11 protein-coding genes and 3 tRNA genes are annotated in these 13,199 nt (G+C 43.7%); all 14 read left to right on the forward strand.

Annotated features, from left to right (window positions below; translation table 11 throughout):
• The first annotated feature begins 281 nt into the window (after positions 1–281).
• The 14 genes from tilS to M0R36_04685 all read left to right on the forward strand — a co-directional run bounded on the left by tilS (position 282) and on the right by M0R36_04685 (position 13,195).
• Positions 282–1,715, forward strand: a complete 1,434-nt coding sequence (tilS, locus tag M0R36_04620; GenBank protein MCK9555084.1) for a tRNA lysidine(34) synthetase TilS — start codon at positions 282–284, stop codon at positions 1,713–1,715.
• A 91-nt stretch (positions 1,716–1,806) separates the two neighbouring features.
• Positions 1,807–3,774 (forward strand): ATP-dependent zinc metalloprotease FtsH, encoded by a 1,968-nt coding sequence (gene ftsH, locus M0R36_04625; GenBank protein ID MCK9555085.1) that lies wholly within the window; start codon positions 1,807–1,809, stop codon positions 3,772–3,774.
• Positions 3,668–4,954 carry a dihydropteroate synthase gene (folP, locus tag M0R36_04630; GenBank protein ID MCK9555086.1) on the forward strand — a complete coding sequence of 429 codons (1,287 nt, stop codon included), beginning with the start codon at positions 3,668–3,670 and terminating at the stop codon, positions 4,952–4,954. Before ftsH ends, folP begins: the two co-directional genes overlap by 107 nt.
• Positions 4,954–5,760: a diadenylate cyclase CdaA gene (gene cdaA / locus M0R36_04635; GenBank protein ID MCK9555087.1), complete on the forward strand. Its 807-nt coding sequence runs from the start codon at positions 4,954–4,956 to the stop codon at positions 5,758–5,760. Before folP ends, cdaA begins: the two co-directional genes overlap by 1 nt.
• A complete protein-coding gene (locus tag M0R36_04640) occupies positions 5,757–6,677 on the forward strand; it encodes a CdaR family protein (protein ID MCK9555088.1) in 921 nt (306 codons plus the stop codon). The genes cdaA and M0R36_04640 overlap by 4 nt, the downstream gene beginning before the upstream one ends.
• Before the next feature lie 10 nt (positions 6,678–6,687).
• A complete protein-coding gene (locus M0R36_04645; GenBank protein MCK9555089.1) occupies positions 6,688–7,428 on the forward strand; it encodes a pyridoxine 5'-phosphate synthase in 741 nt (246 codons plus the stop codon).
• Entirely contained in the window at positions 7,425–7,793 is a 369-nt protein-coding gene (gene acpS / locus M0R36_04650) for a holo-ACP synthase (GenBank protein MCK9555090.1), read from the forward strand. Before M0R36_04645 ends, acpS begins: the two co-directional genes overlap by 4 nt.
• A 4-nt stretch (positions 7,794–7,797) precedes the next feature.
• Positions 7,798–9,333 (forward strand): NAD(P)H-hydrate dehydratase, encoded by a 1,536-nt coding sequence (locus M0R36_04655; protein MCK9555091.1) that lies wholly within the window; start codon positions 7,798–7,800, stop codon positions 9,331–9,333.
• A gap of 146 nt (positions 9,334–9,479) precedes the next feature.
• Positions 9,480–9,555, forward strand: a tRNA-Thr gene (locus M0R36_04660).
• Positions 9,556–9,660: 105 nt separating this feature from the next.
• Positions 9,661–9,745 (forward strand) — tRNA-Tyr (locus M0R36_04665).
• Positions 9,746–9,753: 8 nt separating this feature from the next.
• Positions 9,754–9,827: transfer RNA gene (locus M0R36_04670), tRNA-Gly, on the forward strand.
• Between the two features lie 481 nt (positions 9,828–10,308).
• A complete protein-coding gene (locus M0R36_04675; protein MCK9555092.1) occupies positions 10,309–11,280 on the forward strand; it encodes a DUF3644 domain-containing protein in 972 nt (323 codons plus the stop codon).
• A gap of 62 nt (positions 11,281–11,342) precedes the next feature.
• Positions 11,343–11,969, forward strand: coding sequence for a hypothetical protein (locus tag M0R36_04680; GenBank protein MCK9555093.1), 627 nt, complete (start codon positions 11,343–11,345; stop codon positions 11,967–11,969).
• A 59-nt stretch (positions 11,970–12,028) separates the two neighbouring features.
• On the forward strand, positions 12,029–13,195 hold the full coding sequence (locus M0R36_04685) for a DUF4263 domain-containing protein (protein ID MCK9555094.1): 1,167 nt from the start codon (positions 12,029–12,031) through the stop codon (positions 13,193–13,195).
• The last annotated feature ends 4 nt before the right edge of the window (positions 13,196–13,199 follow it).

Raw genomic sequence — 13,199 nt, forward strand, 5'->3', positions numbered from 1 at the left:
CCAAGTTGAGCGGATCCCCGGCGCATTGATTTGCGAAGCAAATCAGCGGGGGATAAGCCTTAATAAAATTATATATCAATTTAGTTTTATGAAACTGTAACTTATGGAACGGCAGTGAACATAAGTTGCCAAGTTGAGCGGATCCCCGGCGCATTGATTTGCGAAGCAAATCAGCGGGGGATAAGCCTTAATAAAATTATATATCAATTTAGTTTTATGAAACTGTAACTTATGGAACGGCAGTGAACATAAGTTATTAAATTGAAAAAATATTTTATCCCATGAAAAAAAATTTCGTTTCTGAAATCGGAAAATATTTCAAACCAGGGGAGAAAATTGTCCTGGGGTTTTCTTCCGGCCCGGATTCCGTCTTTCTTGCGGACTGCGTCAGCGCGGTATCCGAAAGAAAAAAACTGAAAGTATGCATAGCTCATCTTAACCATATGCTGAGAGGGGCGGAAAGCGACAGGGATGAAAAATTCGCGGAAACCTTTGCCGGCGCGCGCGGCATGTCATTTTATTCCGAAAGGAAAGATGTCGCGGCCTTGAGGAAAAAGCTGTCAATCGGCATGGAAGAGGCCGCAAGGATAGCGCGGTACGATTTTTTTATGCGTTCATGCGGGCGTTTCAATTCATCCACGCTTGTCCTGGGGCATAATTTGGATGACGTTGTGGAGACCGGGCTTATGAGAATAATAAAAGGGACTTCGGTGGACGGCCTCGGCTCCATAAGGAAAGAATCGGTTTTTAACGGAATAAAAATCGTCAGGCCTCTGGTCAACACGGAAAAATCGGAGATCCTCAAATATCTTAAAGAGAGAAAAATCAGATTCCGTGTGGATAAAAGCAACCGGGATAAAAATATAATCAGGAATAAAATCCGGCTGGAACTTATTCCCCTTTTAAAGAAGGAATACAACCCCGCGGTCAGCGAAGCGCTTTCCAGGCTGATGTCCGGAGCCGCCTCGGCAAGCGACGTATTATCAAAGGAAGCCGGCAGGGAACTTGCGCTCTGTTTAAAGGAAGAAACCGGCGGCTGCCTCAGGCTTGATTGCGGAAAGCTTGTTAATACACCGGATGCGGTTGTCTCCCGTATGATTAAAACGGTTATTTTATCTGCGGGCGCGGACCCCAAGAAAGTCACCTTCATCAATCTTTCAAGGATTGTCCGGATGCTTCGCCGGGAAGGAGAAAACAAATCGTTTTCGTTTGGCAGCCTTGTTATATCAAAGGACGGGAACTTTCTGTATGTTGAACCCCGCGGGGAAAAAAGCAGGGCCTTAAAAAAAAGTTTTTCTCTCGGCAGCGGCGTAACGGCGGAAAGAGTCGGACTCAAGACAGAAATTCTTAAAGCGGGCGGAGGAACATTCAGGAAAATCCGGGAAGATTTCAAAAAGCAAAAAGCGTTTGATTTCAGCAAAGGGGCCCTTTCGGGCGTCCAGTATTTTGACGCCTCAAAATCTGGGAAAAGGATACTTTTGAGAAGCGCGGCCGAAGGGGACAGATACAGGCCGTCAGGTCTTAACGGGCGCAAAAAAATCCAGGATATACTTGTTGATTCAAAGGTGTTATGCCGCCGCAGGAATAAAATCCCCGTGTTCTGCGATATGCGCGGCAGGATAATTTTTCTTGCAGGGTACAGAATCAGCGAAGATTTTAAGGTTACGCCGAAAAGCCGGCTCATAGGCAGGATAAGATTCAGGTTCGAATTATAATAAACCGGAATCAAATTGAATATTTTTTGACAAATGTGTTAGATTATATTACCGCAGATAGTATATTGTATTAATTAAAAAGAGGTATCCAGTGAAACCCAAGAAACCTAATGACGACCAAAAAGCCAGATTTTTCCTGAAACCGGCCGTAGTCTGGCTGATAGTCTTATTGACGATATTTTATTTTTTCAGGTTCAATTCGGTTACTGAAGAAAAACCGGAAGCGATAAGCTATTCCGTGTTTCTGCAGAAAGTCCGGGACGGACAGATTGCCACTTATCAAAAAACTGAAGGGACTATTACCGCGACCGGCCAGTATACCGACGGGGAAAATTATACCGTGAATGTTGACAGTAACGATCTCCGGCTTGCGGGTATACTCGATGAATACGGGGTAAAACTCAATATAGAAAAGGAAAACCCGTTGTGGCCCATTATCTGGACCATCGCGCCGTGGCTGATATTTATCGGGTTTTTGTGGTTTATGTTTTTCAGGCAGGTTAAGGCGGGCGGCGGCGGGGCGTTGAGCTTCGGCAAAAGCCGCGCGAGGCTTATGACCAAAGATACGGAACGGGTGACCTTTAAAGATGTTGCCGGAATAGATGAAGCAAAAGAAGAAGTCGAAGAGATTATAGATTTCCTTAGAGACCCGAAAAAGTTCCAGAGGCTGGGCGGAAGGATCCCGAAAGGAGTCCTGCTTGTCGGCCCTCCGGGAACAGGGAAAACCCTGCTCGCCAAAGCCATAGCCGGAGAGGCGGACGTCCCGTTCTTTTCCATAAGCGGGTCCGATTTTGTTGAGATGTTCGTAGGAGTGGGAGCTTCCCGCGTGCGCGATATGTTCGAGCAGGGAAAGCGCAACGCGCCGTGCCTGATATTTCTTGATGAAATAGATGCCGTCGGAAGACACAGGGGAGCGGGATTAGGCGGAGGACACGATGAAAGGGAACAGACGTTAAACCAGCTGCTGGTCGAGATGGACGGGTTTAACACGAAAGAGGGAGTAATCCTGATAGCCGCCACAAACAGGCCCGATGTGCTTGATCCGGCGCTTTTAAGGCCCGGCCGTTTTGACAGGCAGATAGTTATAGATTTTCCCGACTTGAGAGGCAGGGAACAGATACTCCGGGTCCATGCAAAAAAAATAAAAATTTCCAAAGATGTCGAGTTAAGTATTATAGCCAGGGGGACACCCGGTTTTTCAGGGGCCGACCTTGCCAACCTTATAAATGAAGCCGCTCTGCTTGCGGCGAGAAAAGACCTGAAAGAAGTGTTTCTCGATGACCTTGAAGAGGCGAGGGATAAAGTTGCTTTCGGGAAAGAAAGAAGAAGCCGCACGATTGACGAAAAAGAGAAGGAGATTATCGCATATCATGAAGCCGGGCACGCTATACTGCAGAGCATCCTGGAATATACAGACCCCGTTCATAAGGTTACGATAATTCCCCGCGGGATAGCTTTCCTGGGCGCTACCATGCATCTGCCCGAAAAAGATAAATACCTGGAGGGGAAAAAGGAAATACTCGATGATATAACCGCATTGCTCGGCGGAAGAGTGGCTGAAGAAATGATAATCGGCGACATTACTTCGGGAGCCAAAAGCGATTTAAAAAGGGCGACTAAACTTTCAAGAGCCATGGTGTGCGAGTGGGGAATGAGCGAAAAAATGGGCCCGATGACTTTCGGAGAGAGAGAGGAACATATTTTTCTTGGAAGAGAAATTTCAAGACATCAGGATTACAGCGAACAAACCGCCGTCCAGATAGATGAGGAAGTCAGAAAAGTGATAGATTACTGCTATGAGCGGGCAAAAGAGATTTTAAATAAAAACAGGGATAAAATGGTCCTGCTTGCCAAAGCCCTGCTTGCAAGAGAAGTCATAGAAGGTAAAGATGTAGATTATATAGTTAAAAAAGGAAAATTGCCGAGATTTAAAAGCCGCATAAAGGAAAAAAGTGCCAGCAAAAAGAAAGATACCGCTCAAAAAACCGAAAAAACTCCCGAAGAGAGAGCAAGGGAAAATATCCCGGATAATAACCCTCTTACCCAAAAGGCTAAGTGATTTTGAAGAAGAGCTGAGAAAAATTGAGGTTGATCCTGCGGGTATAAGCAGGATGAAAGAAAAAGGGGTTATGGCCTTATTGAAAATTTCTTCGGTCCGTAACCCTTCGGCAAATATCATAAAACAGGCAATGCTTTCCCTGGGCGGAGACGCGGCGATATCAAGATGGGCGCTGACACAGCCCGGCAGAAAATCCGATATTATCCTGATAGGAACCCTTGCCCAGATAAAAAAACTGCCGGAAAAACTTCAGAAACAGAATTACTTCGAATTGCCCCGTATAGCCGGTCTTATAAGCGAAAAAGTCAGCGGGAAATCTTCCTGTCCACCGGAATTCAGGTTCGGCAGAGAAAAAATCACATTCGACAAAGGGCCTGCCGTGATGGGTGTGGTGAATATTACGCCGGATTCTTTTTACGACGGCGGAAAGTTTTTTTCGGTTGAATCTGCGGTTGAGCGCGCCCTGCGGCTTGCGGCGGAAGGCGCGGATATCTTGGATATCGGCGGCGAATCGACAAGGCCCGGTTCCAAAGGGGTTTCACCGGATGAGGAACTCAGGAGAATCATTCCCGTTATAAAGAAAGTAAAGCGGCGCGTGTCGGTGCCGTTATCCGTCGATACGAGAAAATATAAAGTTGCCGCCGGGGCTATAAAAGCCGGAGCTTCCATAATCAACGATATAAGCGCGATGACCGCCGATAAGCGCATGCTCGGGCTTGCCGCGCGGACCGGAGCCGGATGTATAATTATGCATATGAAAGGCAGTCCTGAAACAATGCAGGTAAACCCCGGTTATTCGGACACAGTCGGCGAAATCGCGGAGTTTCTTCACCTGAGGGCGTCGGCGCTGGTTAAAGCGGGCGTAAAAAAAAGTTGTATTTCTGTTGATCCTGGCATAGGATTTGGTAAAACTGTAAAAGACAATTATGCTATACTGAATCGTATAGATGAAATAGCGGCGCTCGGTTATCCTGTAACGCTGGGGTTGTCGAGAAAATCGTTTATAGGCAGGGTGACGGGAGAAAGCGCCGAATTCAGGCTGCCCGGTTCCATCGCGGCCGGAGCGGTCGGAGTTTTTCTCGGCGCGAATATTATAAGAGCTCATGATGTGACGGAAACCCGGCAGGCGCTTAAGATAGCCTGGCTGATACGCAATTATAATGATGTCAAGGAGCGGTAATGGAGCAGGTCGTTGAATTTATCCTGGCAGTATGGAAGCCGGTTGTTGAAATCGCGGCTATGTCTATCATTTTTTATTATATGCTTCTTTCCATCAGGGGAACGCTCGCTCAGCAGGTTTTAAAAGGGATTATAATATTTTTTGTGGCGTTCATATTGATTCAGAAACTGCATCTGGAAACTATAAACTGGATTTTAACGAAAGTTTTCGCGATTTCGATTATCGGTTTCATAATACTTTTCCAGCCGGAACTGAGAAGGACACTTGCGCATATAGGCGAAAAACAGTTTTTTATGTCTATGTATGCCGAAGAAGCGGTGATAGATGTCCTTGTCCGCGCGGTATCGGGCCTGTCGAAGAAAAAAATCGGGGCTTTGATAGCGATTGAAAGGGAAGTCGGGCTGAAAGATTATATTGAAAGCGGTATCCCCATAAACAGCAGGGCAAGCGAAGAACTCATACAAACGATATTTATCCCGAACACGCCTCTGCATGACGGGGGGGTTATTATAACAAACAACAGGATAAGCGCCGCGGGGTGTATTTTTCCCCTTTCGAGCAACCCGACGCTGAGCAAGACATTGGGGACAAGGCACAGGGCGGCTATCGGACTTTCGGAAGAGACGGATTCGGTTACAATAGTGGTTTCGGAAGAAACAGGCTCGATTTCAGTCGCTTCAAACGGCGTGCTGACAAGGGATATGGATGACGCAAGGCTTAAACGGGCGCTGCTTAACCTTCTTGAACCGAAGAGCAATAAGCCGGCCAGGAATAACAGGTTATTTTTCAGGAAAAACAAGAGATGAGAGATTTTTTTACAAAAAACATATGGACTAAAATCTTATCGGTGATATTTGCCGTGATAGTCTGGTTTTATGTCGCCGAAATGAGAAGCGTGAAACACGTCGCGAAAATACCCCTGAGGTTTATTCCTCCGGCCAACCTTGCGGTTGTTGACAGTTCCGCCGATGTGTTGAGAGTGACTTTCAGCGGGACGGCCGAGGAAGTCCAGAGCCTTGAAAATTATGACCTTGAGGCAGTACATAAAATCCCTGATTCCCAGGACAAGGGCCGCGTCCTTATAAAGGTGGCAAAAAGCGATATCAGCAAACCCATAAGAGTCAGTGTTGTAAATATCGAGCCTAAAATTGTAGATGTGGCGCTTGATGAACAGATAGAAAAAAAACTGATAGTCAGGCCTGTCTGGATAGGCCAGCCGGCTTACGGTTATGAAATCGCCGACGCATCTTCAACCCCGAGAGAAGTATCCGTTCTCGGGCCTGAAAAACTGTTAAGCTCCAAGAGATACATCGAAACCCTGCCGATAGATGTTACAGGCAAGGATAAATCGTTTGCCGTAAGGGTGCCGCTTGAGCCCCTTATCAAAGATGACATCTATAAGGGAGAGAAAGTCGTTGTAGTATCGCTTGAAATAAAAGAGGCGTTGTCCCAACGGCGCTTTGAGCAGCTGCCGGTGAATATACTTACTTCTTCATCAAGAAAACTTTCCATCAGGATTGAACCTGTGAGTGTTGCCGCGGTAGTGAGCGGCCCGCAGAACATACTCGACAAAATGGGTCCGCAGGAAATATCGCTGTTTATAGAAGTGCTTGAGAAGAAAAAAGGCGTGTATGAGCTTCCCGTCAAAGCCGACCTTCCCAAAAATGTTTTTCTTGAGCGAACCGAACCCGAGGCGGTTGAGGTAACGATTAACGGGCATTAAGGGAGATTCCGTGAGTAAAAAACTTCTGCTGGGTGTTAATATCGACCATATTGCGACTTTAAGGCAGGCGAGGCTGGAGAAATTTCCTTCCGTTATCCGGGCCGCTAAAGCCTGCGAACAGGCCGGAGCCGGCCAGATAACGGTTCATCTGCGGGAAGACAGAAGGCACATACAGGACAAAGATGTCTTTGAACTGAAAAAAATTTTGTCCGGAAAATTGAACCTTGAAATGGCCTGTTACGATGAAATAATTAATATAGCGTGCAAACTCAGGCCCCACCAGGCGACACTTGTTCCCGAAAAAAGAAGAGAATTGACCACAGAAGGCGGCCTTGATGTTATAAAGAATTTTAAGGCCGTTTCCGGAACCGTTGACAGGCTGCAGAAGAAAAGAATAACGGTCAGCCTTTTTATAGATCCCGATTTGGAACAGGTGGAGATGGCGTTAAGGACGGGAGCGGAATTCATTGAACTTCACACAGGTTCTTTTGCCAACGCGGCGTCAGAATCAAAAGCGCAAAAAGAGCTGTTGAAGCTGATTGACGCTTCGGTGTTCGCGCGCGCTCTCGGGCTTGGAGTCAATGCCGGGCACGGCATAGATTACAATAACATAAAATCAATATTGAAGATTCCCTATATGCATGAACTGAACATCGGGTTTTCCATTATTGCGGAAGCTGTTTTTACGGGTTTGGATAAAGCGGTGAGAAAGATGATTAAGTTGATGAGACAGTATAGAGGTGTAAGTTGATCAAAGGTATAGGCGTAGACCTTGTGGAGAATGAAAGGATAAAAAACCTTATACAAAAATGGGGTCAGGCTTTTCTGGATAAGGTTTTCCTGCCGGAAGAAATCGAGTATTGTTCCGGCAAACGGGATTTCCCGTCGTGTTTCGCGGCGCGGATTGCCTGCAAGGAAGCTGTCTTTAAAGCGTTCGGCACCGAGAAACTTACGTGGAAAGATGTCAAAGTCGTCAAGACGCTCCATGGGGCGCCCCAGATAAAACTTCTCGGGAACGCGTTGAAGTTCTGGGAAAAAAGCAGCCTCAGGCATTTAAACATAAGCCTGTCGCATTCGCGCAATTACTCGATTGCCGTCGCGACGATAGAAACATAAAAATATGAAAGCCGTAACTCCTCAGGAAATAAAAGAAATGGACGCGAGAGCGTCCTCCGAATTCGGCGTGGCCGAAACCATCCTTATGGAAAACGCGGGGAAGACGGTTGCCGAAACCGTCAAAAAAGAGGTTTCATCCATGTCCGAAACGCCTCAGGTTGTCGTTCTCTGCGGAAAGGGCAACAACGGCGGCGACGGCCTTGTTGCCGCGCGCCATCTCTGCAGCGTTTTTCCGGATGTTAAAATTTTATGCTGTTTCAAAGAGGAAGATGCCGGAAACAACACTAAAGAGCAGTTAAAGAAAATCAAAAAATCTTCTGTGGATTTTTTACCGGATTCGCTTGAAAAGTATCTTGGGAAAGATTGTATTGTGGTGGACGCGCTTCTTGGTATCGGTGTCAGGGGAAAAGTCGAAAGCCCTTGTTCCGACTGGATAAATACCGTCAACCGGTCCGGTCATTTTGTTGTTTCCGTGGATGTCCCTTCGGGCCTGGACGCGCTCAGCGGACTGCCTTGCGGAACAAGCGTCAAAGCTGATGTGACGGTAACGATGGGCCTGCCTAAAATAGGATTGCTCTATGAAAAAGCGTCCGCTTATACAGGAAAGATGATTGTGGCTGATATCGGCTATCCTGATGAAATTTATAATATGAGCCATTCGAGAGTTGAAGTTATGACGCCTTCCGAGGCAAAATCTTTTATACCAAAAAGGTTTTGCCCTTCCGATAAAAGGTCTTACGGCCATGTTTTTATTGTTTCGGGGTCATCATTATATACAGGCGCGGGTATTATGTGCGCGAGGGCATCTATGAGAGCCGGAGCCGGTTTGGTGACGCTGGGTGTTCCCGAAAGCCTGCTTTCGGTGTACCAGTCAAGGTTAATAGAAGAGATGCCGTTTCCCCTTAAGGAAAAAAGCCACGGCATACTGGGTTTTAAGGCTCTTCCCCAGATCCTTAACTGGACGCAAAGAGCCGATGCCGCCGTTATCGGGCCGGGACTTTCGGTGGATTCCGAAACTATGGCGCTTGTCCGCGACGTCATTAAATACAGCACCGGCAAGATAGTGCTGGACGCTGATGCCATCACAGCCGTTTCCGAAAACGCCGATGTGCTGAATTTCTCGGGCGCTGAAACGGTCCTGACGCCTCATGCCGGGGAAATGGCGCGGCTCTGCGGCTGCACAAGAGAGGAAGTCGAGGCCAACAGGTGGGAACTGGCCCTTGAGGTTGCCGAAAAAAGGAATACCACCGTTGTGCTGAAAGGTGCCCGCACCGTTATAGCCGGGAAAAACGGCTCATTGTTTGTTAACATCACAGGCAACCCCGGGATGGCAACCGGAGGCTCTGGGGACGCGCTCGCGGGCATTATAGGTTCTTTGATTGCCCAGGGGCTCGGAAGTTTCAACGCTTCCGTATTCGGCGTTTTCCTGCATGGTGTTGCCGGGGACATTGCCGCATCAAAAAAAGGCGAAATATCACTGATAGCATCAGACATAATATCTTCGATACCCGACGCTTACAATATGCTGCCGTCCCTGTAATTTATTTTTAACTTGATTTTTGAGATGTTTTTTATTTTAATAAGGGGCTTGACCCGGGTTTTGTATTGGCAAAACCCGCCTGTAAGGGCAACCGATTAAATTTTTGGGAAATTTAATCGTGCTTGTTGTGGTCCCCCTTTAGGGGCGCCGGCGTAGCTCAATTGGCAGAGCAGCTGACTTGTAATCAGCAGGTTATCAGTTCAAGTCTGATCGCCGGCTCCAGCAGAGCTAAACGGTTGGCGAAATACGTAAGACGAAGGACGAAAAGTTAAAAAGAGAATATTCTTTGGCGTTCTCAGTTTAGTCAACCGTTTGACGTAGTTTTGTGGGTAGGTGCCCGAGTGGCCAAAGGGAGCAGACTGTAAATCTGCCGGCGTAGCCTACGGTGGTTCAAATCCATCCCTACCCACCATATTTTTTGCGGGCGTTGCATAGTGGTAGTGCTCTAGCCTTCCAAGCTAGAAGTGTGGGTTCGATTCCCACCGCCCGCTCCATCACCAGTTTGCAATTCTCACCATTTATCTGCTGCAGTTCCATATATAACTTTGTCTACTGCGTCAAATTCCTTCGGGTGTCCTCAACAGACCCGCCGGGTATGCCTGCGGTACCCTCAGTCATTTTCCTTGTATCCAAAATCATCTATGTAACTTCGCTACAATAAATGGCGAGAAGTCCAAACTTGGAATAAAAAACAACTGCAACTTTACAGAATTAAAACTTTTCCTTATCGAGGTTACTTTTTTCCCAAAGGTACAAAAACCTACAAATTGCGAATTCGCATTTCGCGCTATTACAGACAAAATACGAACTTAAATAATCAGTATTTAAGATTGAAATCAGGGATTTAAGGATTATAATGGGTTTAAAGGTGGTAGAAAAAGCCACAAATTACGAATTCGTATATTATATGTTAGGTTAAAAATTATGAATTTATCCGGCTCGTATCGAAATCTACTAAATAATTCAAAATCTGCAATGCTTGCAGCAATAGAAATCTATAATAAACCTCAAATTTCATATCGAGATGAATGTTTCACGATATTATTAATAAATGCGTGGGAATTACTACTAAAATCGATATTATCTAAAAATAAAAAACGAATTTTTTATCCTAAAGAAAGAAAACAGAATTACCGTTCATTAACGATACAAGATGCCTTAAATAAAGTTCAGCCAGTTTTCCCTATCGATATACAATATGAGCCAATTGCACAAAATCTCGAGTTGCTTATAACTTATCGAAATAATGCTATTCACTTTTACAATCAAAAAGGATTTAGCATCGTAATCTATGGATTAGCACAAACAAACATCACAAATTTTAGAGACTTAATGATTTCAGTTTTTAAATATGATATTACTGATGAGATGAGTATTAACTTACTTCCTTTATCATTTGGAACATCTCCAGATCCTATTGAATTTATTCAAAAAAGTAAAAATCATCCATGCAAAAATAAAGCTGTTGCGCAATTTCTTAAAGAAATTTCCCAAATTACAACCAGCCTAGAGAGGCAAAACCTAGATACATCTCGATTCTTAACCACTTTTAATGTTACATTAAGATCTGTTAAAAAAATTTCATCTGCTGATGTTGTTGTTGGAGTAAAAGGCGAAGTCAGCAGTGATGGGCCACTATTAATCGAAAGACGTGTTGATCCCAACAAATCACATCCACTTAGACAATCACAGCTTATGAAAAATATTGGCTCGCAATTTAAAGGTGTTAAGTTTACAACTTTTACGTTGCAAGCGATTGTTTGGAAATATGATTTTAGAAACAAACCTCATCTTTATTGGCGTCCATCGTTGGGAGGTGTAATACAATATTCCAATGAAGTTCTGCCATTTTTGAATGCATTAACTAAGGAGCAAATTGAAGCCGCTGTCTTTGAGTTTAAGAAAACAAGAAAAAAGAAAAAAAACAGTACAAATATAAAAACCTAACGACTTCATCCCCCTGACCGTTACCCGCGCCTAAACGGCGCGTGCCCCGGCAGGTGATGTCGATGTTAGCCTTAAAAACGATGGAACATATTTATCCAGATATTGAGTGGTATACTGCAATAAGTCAGACAAAGGGTGTCACTCCGCGTTGTCCTTTTGCAAATGTACACCGGTGTCCGAGATACTATTGGAGCTACTCTTTGCTTGGAGAACAAGGAATTACAACTAAATTAAAGCCTGATGTGGATAATACGGTTCGTCTAAAATGGATGAAATCAGACCTTTGGACTACATTGGGGGAAGAAAAGACAAGAATCACGAGTTCAGATGATGAGCCTCATTCATTTAATAATTTTTGTCCAGAGGTTTCAAGTCAGGTGTTCGGCTTGTTTGCCTCTTCTCTCTCAAAATATGTTGATGAAGTAGATCGAGAAACAATGGAGAAATGGCTCGTTGAAAATGGAAGGGCATACTCTAAAGATTGGCGGTGGGATTGGGCATCAGTAACCCATAGACACTATACAGAATGTTCCACTTATTCCTTGCTTAAAACAGATCTGAGTCCAATTGAAATCAGCCCAACAAGAGAAGAGCTCATTTCAGCAAAGCCTGGTTTCTTCGGATTTTCTGTTGATTTACGTAAGCTTATTACTCGTTTTGCTCGTTGGTGGTTGAGAAAGAATATATAAATGAACTAATATCATAATAGATTTGGATTTTTAAATTTTAGCTTTGATAGAATAATAATATGAATGATGAATTTGAATATCATAATAATAAAAAACCAGGAAAGACATATCACAGTAAAAGTTTGTCTTTTAGGAATCAGGAGAATAGAAAATTTCGCTATGCGTCGAAGGTTTTCTCGGAACATGAGTTAAATAGTTTTGCTCTAGAGAAAGGAGAGCATGTTATTAGAATTACTCCTGGTGGCAAACAAGAAATCATTGCAAAGTTTTATGAAGATAATAGGGGAATATTTACGTTAACTATACAGCGTTTTACTGTTAAAACTGGCATTCCTCATAAAACTTATTTTACATTCGTAGGAGAAGAAATAGATACAATACTTGAGTTTATTAATAATATTCAATTAGTAGATTTAAGTAGCCCTAAAAATATCAATGTTACAGATAAACAGCTTGAAAAAATGATTCTAAATCGTAGCCAGGCTGTGGATCTTATTAATCATAATCAAGATTTAATGCTTGAACTTGCTAAATCTGAAATAACCAAAGAAGATATTATTGCTTTAGGATACCGTAAAAAACAGTTGGAAAGATTTGAAAAATTGCTTACAGATCCAGATTATTTTAATTCTGAAAAAAGAGAATATGATTGTACTGAAGAGCTTTTATGGCAAAAGTTTTTTGAAAAAAATAAATGGGTTTTTGGTTATGGTTTAAGTTATGTTTTTCTATCGGGTCTTGATGATAAAAAACTTGAACAAGTTGTGATTGGTTATGATTTATCTCAAAGTGGCAAAAGAATAGACGCAGTTATGAAAACTCGAGGTTTAATAAATTCATTTTGTTTTGTAGAAATAAAAACTCATAATACTGTTTTGCTTAAAAAAAGTAGTTATAGATCTGCTTGTTGGCCAGTATCTGATGAGATTTCTGGTGCAGTTTCTCAAGTTCAAGGAACAGTCGAAAAAGCTGTAGAAAAACTTCCTCGAAAACTTGAATTCAAAGATAAACAAGGTAATCCAACGGGAGAATGTGTTTTTAACTATCAACCAAAGTCTTATTTAGTTGTTGGGAATTTAAGTGAATTCAAAACCGATTATGGAATAAATCAGGACAAATATAGGTCATTTGAGCTTTACAGAAAAAACATACGCTCCCCTGAAATTATTACATTTGATGAACTACACGAGAGAGCTAAATTTATTGTGAAACATTCAGAAGTCTAAAGAT

Source organism: bacterium, assembly GCA_023228325.1.
Lineage (GTDB): Bacteria > Auribacterota > UBA6266 > UBA6266 > UBA6266 > UBA6266.

What these genes read in the sequence shown, in the direction of transcription:
- tilS (MCK9555084.1), top strand. Translation starts at nt 282, where the DNA reads ATGAAAAAAAATTTCGTTTCTGAAATCGGAAAATATTTCAAACCAGGG.
- cdaA (MCK9555087.1), top strand. Translation starts at nt 4,954, where the DNA reads ATGGAGCAGGTCGTTGAATTTATCCTGGCAGTATGGAAGCCGGTTGTT.
- M0R36_04640 (MCK9555088.1), top strand. Translation starts at nt 5,757, where the DNA reads ATGAGAGATTTTTTTACAAAAAACATATGGACTAAAATCTTATCGGTG.
- M0R36_04655 (MCK9555091.1), top strand. Translation starts at nt 7,798, where the DNA reads ATGAAAGCCGTAACTCCTCAGGAAATAAAAGAAATGGACGCGAGAGCG.
- M0R36_04675 (MCK9555092.1), top strand. Translation starts at nt 10,309, where the DNA reads ATGCTTGCAGCAATAGAAATCTATAATAAACCTCAAATTTCATATCGA.
- M0R36_04680 (MCK9555093.1), top strand. Translation starts at nt 11,343, where the DNA reads ATGTTAGCCTTAAAAACGATGGAACATATTTATCCAGATATTGAGTGG.
- M0R36_04685 (MCK9555094.1), top strand. Translation starts at nt 12,029, where the DNA reads ATGAATGATGAATTTGAATATCATAATAATAAAAAACCAGGAAAGACA.